The sequence below is a fragment of the Bradyrhizobium sp. MI1.11 genome (assembly GCF_055811255.1).
Window position 1 is genome coordinate 1 of record NZ_JBVVPM010000114.1, and the last position, 8,208, is coordinate 8,208.

Annotated in this window: 9 protein-coding genes and 1 pseudogene; 9 read left to right on the forward strand and 1 reads right to left on the reverse strand. The window is 59.8% G+C overall.

The window, feature by feature from the left end; translation table 11 throughout:
- The first annotated feature begins 182 nt into the window (after window positions 1-182).
- The 3 genes from AC0L30_RS41895 to AC0L30_RS41905 are packed head-to-tail and all read left to right on the forward strand — an operon-like array spanning window position 183 to window position 1,350.
- Window positions 183-332 (forward strand): hypothetical protein, encoded by a 150-nt coding sequence (locus AC0L30_RS41895; protein WP_473406700.1) that lies wholly within the window; start codon window positions 183-185, stop codon window positions 330-332.
- Window positions 333-361: 29 nt separating this feature from the next.
- Window positions 362-877 (forward strand): recombinase zinc ribbon domain-containing protein, encoded by a 516-nt coding sequence (locus tag AC0L30_RS41900; RefSeq protein WP_473406696.1) that lies wholly within the window; start codon window positions 362-364, stop codon window positions 875-877.
- Between the two features lie 23 nt (window positions 878-900).
- Window positions 901-1,350 (forward strand): LysR substrate-binding domain-containing protein, encoded by a 450-nt coding sequence (locus tag AC0L30_RS41905; protein WP_473406701.1) that lies wholly within the window; start codon window positions 901-903, stop codon window positions 1,348-1,350.
- Here AC0L30_RS41905 and AC0L30_RS41910 read toward each other — a convergent pair.
- Window positions 1,316-2,263: a LysR substrate-binding domain-containing protein gene (locus AC0L30_RS41910; RefSeq protein ID WP_473406697.1), complete on the reverse strand. Its 948-nt coding sequence runs from the start codon at window positions 2,261-2,263 to the stop codon at window positions 1,316-1,318. The two genes, AC0L30_RS41905 and AC0L30_RS41910, sit on opposite strands and share 35 nt — an antisense overlap.
- A gap of 113 nt (window positions 2,264-2,376) precedes the next feature.
- Between AC0L30_RS41910 and AC0L30_RS41915 the strand changes: the two genes are divergently transcribed.
- The 6 genes and pseudogenes from AC0L30_RS41915 (at window position 2,377) to AC0L30_RS41940 (ending at window position 7,752) form a co-directional block, all read left to right on the forward strand.
- Entirely contained in the window at window positions 2,377-3,366 is a 990-nt protein-coding gene (locus AC0L30_RS41915) for an NAD(P)H-dependent flavin oxidoreductase (protein ID WP_473256492.1), read from the forward strand.
- A 358-nt stretch (window positions 3,367-3,724) separates the two neighbouring features.
- Window positions 3,725-4,441, forward strand: coding sequence for a flavin reductase family protein (locus AC0L30_RS41920; RefSeq protein WP_473406698.1), 717 nt, complete (start codon window positions 3,725-3,727; stop codon window positions 4,439-4,441).
- Between the two features lie 37 nt (window positions 4,442-4,478).
- Window positions 4,479-4,733 (forward strand): annotated as a pseudogene (locus tag AC0L30_RS41925) (transposase); the annotation flags it as partial.
- Window positions 4,734-5,470: 737 nt separating this feature from the next.
- Window positions 5,471-5,656 carry a hypothetical protein gene (locus AC0L30_RS41930; RefSeq protein WP_473256494.1) on the forward strand — a complete coding sequence of 62 codons (186 nt, stop codon included), beginning with the start codon at window positions 5,471-5,473 and terminating at the stop codon, window positions 5,654-5,656.
- Between the two features lie 559 nt (window positions 5,657-6,215).
- A complete protein-coding gene (locus tag AC0L30_RS41935) occupies window positions 6,216-6,503 on the forward strand; it encodes a hypothetical protein (RefSeq protein ID WP_473308749.1) in 288 nt (95 codons plus the stop codon).
- A gap of 220 nt (window positions 6,504-6,723) precedes the next feature.
- On the forward strand, window positions 6,724-7,752 hold the full coding sequence (locus tag AC0L30_RS41940) for an IS110 family RNA-guided transposase (protein ID WP_473406699.1): 1,029 nt from the start codon (window positions 6,724-6,726) through the stop codon (window positions 7,750-7,752).
- Window positions 7,753-8,208 lie beyond the last annotated feature (456 nt).

The window sequence follows — 8,208 nt, forward strand, 5'->3', positions numbered from 1 at the left end:
TTTTGATGAAGTTCAAGCGTCGGCTCGCGTTGGTTTCACAAAGGAATCAATATGATGCAGCGAGCCCTACGTCCGTCGGCCTTGGTCCCTCGCGGATTCGACGTGGAAAGCGCCTTTTGTGATGGCGCTACGACCGTGATCACCGTGCGCGCCACGAGCGGGACTCCGCCATCCACCGGATCATTGAGAACCCGGTCTACGGCGGCGCCTATGCCTATGGTAAGACGGCTGTGGCAGCGGGATACAGCGCCGGGGGCGTGAGCGTGAAGATCCGCCGCAAGACCCGGAACGAATGGCTGGCGCTGAAGCCCAACACCCACGACGGTATGTGAGCTGGGAGAGGTTCGAGGCGATCCGCACCATGGTCAGCAGCAACGTTCCCACCGGTCGGCATCACGGCGCACCCAAGCATGGTGACGCGCTGCTGGCCGGTCTGATCCGGTGCAACCGCTGCGGCCGCAAGCTCACACTCCGGTACTCCGGCATGAGGCACCATATCCCACGCTACAGCTGCAGCCGCGCCTGGATGGACAATGGCGGTCCTTACTGCATCGCCTTCGGCGGATTGCGTGTCGATGATGCAATCGAGGAAGCACTGCTTGGCGTCGTCGGTCCGGGCGCTATCGCCGCTGGAACCGCTGCCGCCGAAGGAGCCAGGGAACGGCGGGATCAGGTGTGCGATGCGCTCAGTCGCGACCTCGAGGCGGCGCGCTATGCCGCCGACCGGGCTTTCCGGCAATACGATGCCGCTGACCCCGCGAACCGGTGTGTGGCGAGTGAGCTGGAAGCGCGCTGGAACAGGGCACTCGCTCACGCGGCGGAGGTCGAGGGCAAGATCGCCATGCATGATGCGGCGGCGCCCCGCACCCATTGCTGATCCAGCTTCGCTCGGCGTACTCGTTGTCGAGGCGAGAGGCCGACATCGCTATCACGCTGGAGCGGCCCAAGCAGGGGCGGCTCATCCTTTCAAAATTCACTGATTACACTCTTAGCGTCTACGCGGCGGACACTTACCTTGCACGGGAAGGACCAGTCAAAACTCAGGCCGAACTTGAAGGGCGGTTGTTCGTCACGCATGTTGAGGATTTCGTCTATAGCCGTGCTTTGGATTATGCATCAGCTCTTGGCCGGCTCATGTCGCGCCGTTACGAATGCGGAAGCGTCGTTGCACACTGGAGGCAGTGCGAGCCGGCCACGGCGTTGGCATTCTTCACGATTACGTGGCCAGGCGTTACCCCGAGCTCAGGCAATTGCTCCCCGATCTTCGAAACTACTGGCTTACCTCGCATCCAGACACGCATGAAACGCGGAGAGTTCAGGAGGTACACCGCTTCATCGCTGGGGACTTGACTGCGCTTACAGATCGCTCCGGAACAGCTTCGAGCGTCGCTCCTGATCCGGCGCATTCAATGAACGCCCTCAGGGCGGACGAGACGAACGTATCTTTCCGGTGAACAAACACGGTGGCCGCTTTGCCGGTGCCATTGGGCAGTGGATGGAGCCTGATCAAGCCCTGCCGCTCGGCCGGCTCAGCCACTATACGCGGGATGAGCGAAATGCCGACCGATGCGGCGACACAGCCGATGATTCCATCCAGCGTTCCCATCTCCATCCAGCGCAGGTCGACAAAACCATGATGCGCCAAATATTCCGACAAGCGCTGACGGTATGAGCAGCCCGCGCGGAAGACGATCACCTTGCGGCCGCTCCCTGTTGCCAAGAACTTGGTAAGATGTTGGTCGGACAACACCATCGGTGACGTTACCAGCACCAGCTCCTCCTCCACGATCGGCGTGCAGGCGAGTTCGCCGTGCGTGATCGGTGCGGAGACGAAAGCTCCATCCAGTTTGCGGGAAACCACATTGTCGACGAGAACTGCCGTAGGGCCGGTCTCGATCTGGACGTCAACGTCGGGATAGGCGATGGCGTATTGGGTAAGCAGAGGCGGCAACCGTAAGGCCGCCGTCGTCTCCATCGAACCGATGCGCAATTCGCCGCTTGGAAAGGCCTCATCCTTCACTGCACGATGGGCCTCTGCCAAAAGCTCGCTGATCCGATTGGCGTAAGGAAGCAGCCTGCTCCCCATCGAGGTCAGCGTCACTCCCCTTTTGGACCGGTGAAAAAGCTGGACCCCCAGCTGAACCTCGAGTGCCCGAATCCGCTGCGTCACATTGGACTGCACCGTGTGGAGCTCGTTTGCCGCCCGGCCGATCCCGCCCGCCATTGCGACCGCCGTAAAGAAGTTAAGGTCGGTGCTGTCCATGGGTCATCTCCCGTAATGATGACTTTGATCAAAACTAATCACTTTTCCGTTGTCAACGTCTGATCTAGTGTTTGCATGGAAAAAGGCGGATCGCGCCTGAGCGAGGACGGAAAATGGGCATCAAAACGAGATTGACCGACTTTTTTGGACTCGAGCATCCGATCGTACTGGCGCCGATGGACCCCGCCTCCGGCGGCGAACTCGCGTCGGCCGTTTCCGCGGCCGGCGCGTTGGGCATGCTGGGCGGAGGTTATGCCAACCGGACCTGGTTCGAAGAACAGTCGGCCAAGGTGAGCCGCCGGGACGTCGGATGCGGTTTCATAACATGGGCTCTGGCAAACGATCCTGGCCTGCTCGATCTTGCTTTGCAGCGGCACAACAAGGCGATCATGCTCTCATTCTCGGATCCCGAGCCCTATGCACCGCAGGTGAAGCAAGCGGGCGTTCCGCTCATCTGTCAGGTACAAACACTTGAGCATGCGAAGCGCGCCATCGACGTCGGTGCCGATGTCGTCATAGCGCAAGGCACCGAGGCAGGTGGCCACGGGCTAACGGCGCGCTCCACGATGCCCTTCGTTCCGGCGGTCGCCGATCTGGTGGCACAAAGGGCCTCTCATGTCCTCGTGCTTGCTGCAGGCGGTATCGCCGATGGACGCGGCCTCGCTGCGGCGCTGATGCTCGGTGCTGATGGCGCATTGATGGGGACGCGCTTCTGGGCCACGCAAGAATCGGTGATCCATCGTAACGCAAAGGAAAAGGCGGTGACCGCCACAGGCGACGAAACGATCCGGACTCGTGTCTACGACGTGGTTCGCAAAAAGCCGTGGCCCTCAGAATACACCGGGAGGCTCATGAAGAATGGCTTCATCGAGCAGTGGCACGGCCGGGAAGACGACTTGCGTAACCTCCAAGAGGCGGAGCTGCAGCGCGTCGACGCGGCATGGTCATCGGGTGACTATGATACTGCCAATGTCACCGTTGGCGAGGGTATCGGATTGATACATGACATCCCAACCGCTGGTGAATTGGTCAAGCGCATCTCGACAGAAGCCAGCGCATGTCTTGCGCGTTACGCGCCCACGCAGCAATCGGTCGCAGCATAAGCAAGCCGCGAGCTTTCTAGTATTTTGCCAGGTGACAACAGCGCGTGCGCTCAGGCGTCCGCGCAACTAAACTCGCTTGCGCCAAAAGCGCGAAGGAGAGTCCCATGAGCAAACCGAAAGCGGATGCCCGAGCTCCGGGAATCTGGACCATAGGACTTGCCTCCAGCGCAGGCACGGTCATCGAGTGGTTTGATTTCTGTTTGTACGGCAGCCTGGCCGTATTTTTTCGACGCTTTTCTACCCTCCAAACGGAGCCCGGTCCGCGGAGCGAATTCGTTGCCTGCCGCGGCTTTTCTTCCGAAGCTTCGAACACGGCGGGCGCCTCTCAAAATAGACATTCAAGCACAGGAGGTCAGAGATGTTGGCGGTAAGGAGGAATGATGGCGAGTCATATGAAATCGAAACGATTCCGTTTGACCCTGCCATTGATTACATTGGGACACCTGTTGTTCTCATTTCATCGTTAAACGAGAACGGAAGCCCGAACCTCGCGCCAATGTCATCGGCGTGGTGGTTGGGATGGGGCTGTATGCTTCGGTTGAATAGCAGCTCCAAGGCCACTGAGAACCTATTACCAACAAGTCAGTGTATGCTCAACTTGCCATCGGAAGGCCGGGGTGGCCCGGTTGCTCGGCTCGATCTGACTACCCGCAGCAGCCCTGTACGCGCGAACAAGCTATTAAAGCGTTTTCGATATGTGGAAGATGCATTCGGTCTTGCCGGATTGACTGAAGTTGTATCCGAACTCGTAGCGGCTCCGCGTGCTTTCGGGCCTCCCGTTCAGCTAGAGTGCGAACTAGACGCAGTTCACGAATTTGGTATAGGCAATCCCAATATTCGTGCACCTAAGAAGGCGATTCAGGTAGCAAAGCGCTTGGTCAAGGAAGCGGCTGCCGGCCGGCAGGTCATTATTTTCACGCACAGTCGTTTCTTCCAGCAGGCGGTCATGGAGGCCGCACAGGATGTGAAAGTGCGCGTCAGGGAAGAGTGGATTGCCAAGCACGGCGATGGGCGCTTTGGCAAGAGAGCCGGCTCCGCAAATTTGAACAGGTCTATAAGTGGAGTTTCTGCCTGACAGCGGGCACGCTGGTGCCTGCGAATCAGGAGCGACGATGAGCAGACGAGCACGCCGCAACCACGCACCGGCTTTCAAGGCGAAGGTGGCGCTTGCCGCCGTCAAGGGCGACCGGTCGATAGCTCAGCTTGCCGAGCAATTCGACTCCACCCCAATCAAGTGATGGCCTGGAAGTCCCAGCTTGAGGGCGGAGCTTCCGATGTATCGGCTCGGGCAGCCCTACGACGGCCACGCCTGCGATCGATGTGAGTCGCTGCATGCCAAGATCGGGGAGCTGACGCTGGAGAACGATTCCTAAGAAACGGCACCAGCTCCCGGTTCCAAGGGGTGCAGGACAAAGCCGAATGCCTTGGCACGTCGGTGCAAATTGTTGATCACTCGCGTCCGATAGCGTGTCTCATTGGACGAGGCCCCGAGATCGACGTAGTCCATTCCGTGACGCACAGCATTATAGAACAGGACTGCTATCTTGCGGGCCGCAGCTCTGCTGCGCCTGCTGCCGTAACCGTCGGACGCACTGATACCGCGCTCGGCGCCTTCTATAGAAGACTGTCGTCCCGCATTGGCAAGGCCAAAGCAGTCACCGCGACGGCCCGCAAGATAGCAGTGCATCGATTTCGATCCGCGCTGGATCTAGGAGCTGATTCGAGAACGGCAGGATGCCGATCCGTATGTCCGTCACCTGTTGCGTCAGACCATCGAGCTCCTGCATAGCCTGAGGCCCGCACTGCTGTTCACGACGTCCAAACTTCTGATCGCCCTCGTTGGCGCCCTGGACCGGCCGCTTTCCATTTACGGAATCAAGGCCGTATGCACGGGCGGCACAGTTGCTCGAGCGAGGAGCAACGGTATCTTCGCGAGAACTTCCTCCAGGAGGTTCAGTGGATCGATACCTACGGCAATACACTGATGGGGCACGTGTTGGACCCATCTTGGCCGTGGTACGTTGCCTGCCATCGCCGGCCGCGATTTCCAGGGCGTCGGGGACTGAGAGACGCGACTGCGCTCCCGCCTGTTCGGGAGCATGTCATGGCAGAGGCGATCAGCCGCGAGGCTCAGAAATTGTTGGACCGCCCTCAGCGCGCCATAGACGAAGCAAACTATCTGCGCGAGCACGTCCGGGATCAGATCGCCGCAGCAAAGCGGCAACGGCTCCTGATAAAAGCCGAGATGCGCAGCCGGGAATTCCCCCCCCGGGCTCAATACAAACGGTAAGGCGATGGGCTTCGCCATATCGAGAGCGCAAAGACCCGGTTCGATGGGGTTCTCTCCGGGCCTTCGGCTCCGCTTCGTTGTGCGCCGGTTCGGGATCGAGAACCGTCGTAAACGAGACGCCAGCAACAAATACAAGCACAGCCTGAGTCGAATGGTCGAATTGAGGCGAAGCGCGGCAAAGCGTTGCGCCGCTTCAACCCCGTTGACCGCTCCAGAAATTGGAGCGCGAAACGTCAGCCTGTTCATCGATCGCGATGCGCCCGCGAATATCCAGCCATCTCTCAAAGTCGACACTGATGTCGTCCCGCCATCTCGCCACGAGCCGACATTTCGCAACTGTACGACTAGTTCTGATCGATGCGGACCAGATCGCGGCGCTGGCGTTTCGTGAGCAACATAACCTCGACGTTAGCACATCCCGCTTGCGCGCGGCTGCGTCGGGGTCCAGACTCCGGGTGCTCCGCAACGCGGTCGGCCTGATCACCGACACCGCGCGTTCCGAGCAAACTGGCAGCCAGCATCTTCACCACGACTTTTGTGCCGAACGAGGGCCGCTGCCATGAACGACCTCACCACCATCGCCCGCGTTTGCAAAGACACTCGCTCGACCCTCAGCGCGGTCCACCATCAGGTCGCGCGCCCGGCCGAGAACAGCGGCGGCAGACACCGCCGCGACGGATCGCTGGTGACCGGGTTCGCCGCTTGCCAATTGCTCGGCCGCGTCAATCGCCGGTCGCCGGCCGTAGTGGCATCGAGCCTGTGGCCGCATGACGTCGAACTCAAAGCCGCGGTCGCGCCGGCGATGGCCGGCGTTGCTGGTCGCAAGCACGGTCGCCGACATCGCTGACCGGACGTGCCGGCGAGCGTTTTCAGCCAACTGCGCGCGATGGGTCTGTAATACACGTTCACCAGCAATTCCGCGACCCGCGTGCCGAGCGTGCAGCCAGTGCCGTCCGGCAACTTCATCGCCGAATTTGCAAACGATGACGTAATTGCGGTCGGCGCGCGTGGCAGACAACCTCCGTTATCGTTGAGCCCTCGCAATCAAATGATTCGAAGGAGCTCCCATGAAGCAGTATGTCGGGTTGGACGTCTCACAGAGAGAAACCGCTGTGTGCGTTGTCAACGAGACCGGTCAAGTAATATTCGAAGGGAAAGCCAGGTCTAATCCTGGTGCCTTGACTGACCTGCTTAACAAACATGCGCCTCATGCCGAGCGTATCGGCTTCGAGACCGGTGCGATGGCAAGTTGGCTATGGCATGAACTCCGCAGGGTTGAACTTCCGGTGGTCTGCATCGACGCTCGGCATGCGCACGCAGCTTTGTCGGTCCGAATGAACAAGAGCGATCAGAATGATGCGCGAGGGCTTGCCGAACTGGTGCGGGTTGGATGGTATCGAGAGGTAAAAGTCAAAAGTGAGGAAAGCCAGAAGATCCGAGCGATCCTTGTCGCCAGATCTCGGCTAGTGTCCATGCGCCGAGACATCGAGAACCAAGTTCGCAGCTTGATCAAGGAATGTGGATTGCTGTTCCCTCGCGCGATCGGCCAACAATTCCGCAACCGGGTCAGCGAACTCTTGGGCGTCGATCATTTGCTTCTCAGCGTGATATCGCCGCTGCTCTCGATCCATGAGAACGTTTGTCAACAACAAGGTAAGTTCGACAACGAGGTCCGCCGGTTGGCAAAGCTGGACGACACGACGCGTCGCCTGATGACGGTCCCGGGGGTCGGTGTCGTGACGGCCCTAACGTTCCGCCACACGATCGATGACCCCTCGCGCTTCCGATCGGCTTCGACGGTCGGCGCCTACCTAGGCCTTACGCCGAGGCGCAGCCAATCCGGCGAAACCGACACCAACGGAAAGATATCTCGATGGGGCGACCGGCTTCTCCGAACTTACTTGTTCGAGGCCGCCACTGTCCTTCTTTATCGAACCAAAAAGTGGTGTTCCCTAAAGGCCTGGGGCATAAAGCTCGCTAAGCGGATCGGCATGAAGAAGGCAAAGGTCGCCATCGCCCGAAAGATCGCCGTGATTCTCCACTGCATCTGGGTCGATGGCACGTCGTTCGACTGGGGCCAGCCGAAGCCAATCTGATATTTGCTCGCAAGTTCCTGGTCCGGTCCGCCGGACTGGCGATGTCCCGCTGGGACGGTGGTCGTGGTGACCTCGGTCAATCGGCTGGTGGCGGTTCGCCCGCACTCCGCTGCAAACGTTGAGGCGCCCGATCCGGACATCATCATGAGGCGCTCGCGACCTCGGAAAGGACCATGACCCCAGCTACGACATCAACCCAACCCGACGAAGCCGCCAACGACGTCGATTGCCAAGCCCGCTAGGCAATCGTCTCGCCATCCGCGATCGCTCCGTCTCCGCAACCTGACCAGCTCCGACGGAGCAATCGCTACCGGCGTGTCACTGGAGAGAAGAAGAATGGTAGCTTGACAACAAACCGCAATTAAAGGGCCGATTGACATTCATGCCATAGCCAACTCGCCATCGCACCGGTCTCGAAGCCGATACGCTCGGCATGAGGCGCATGTTTGTTAAGCA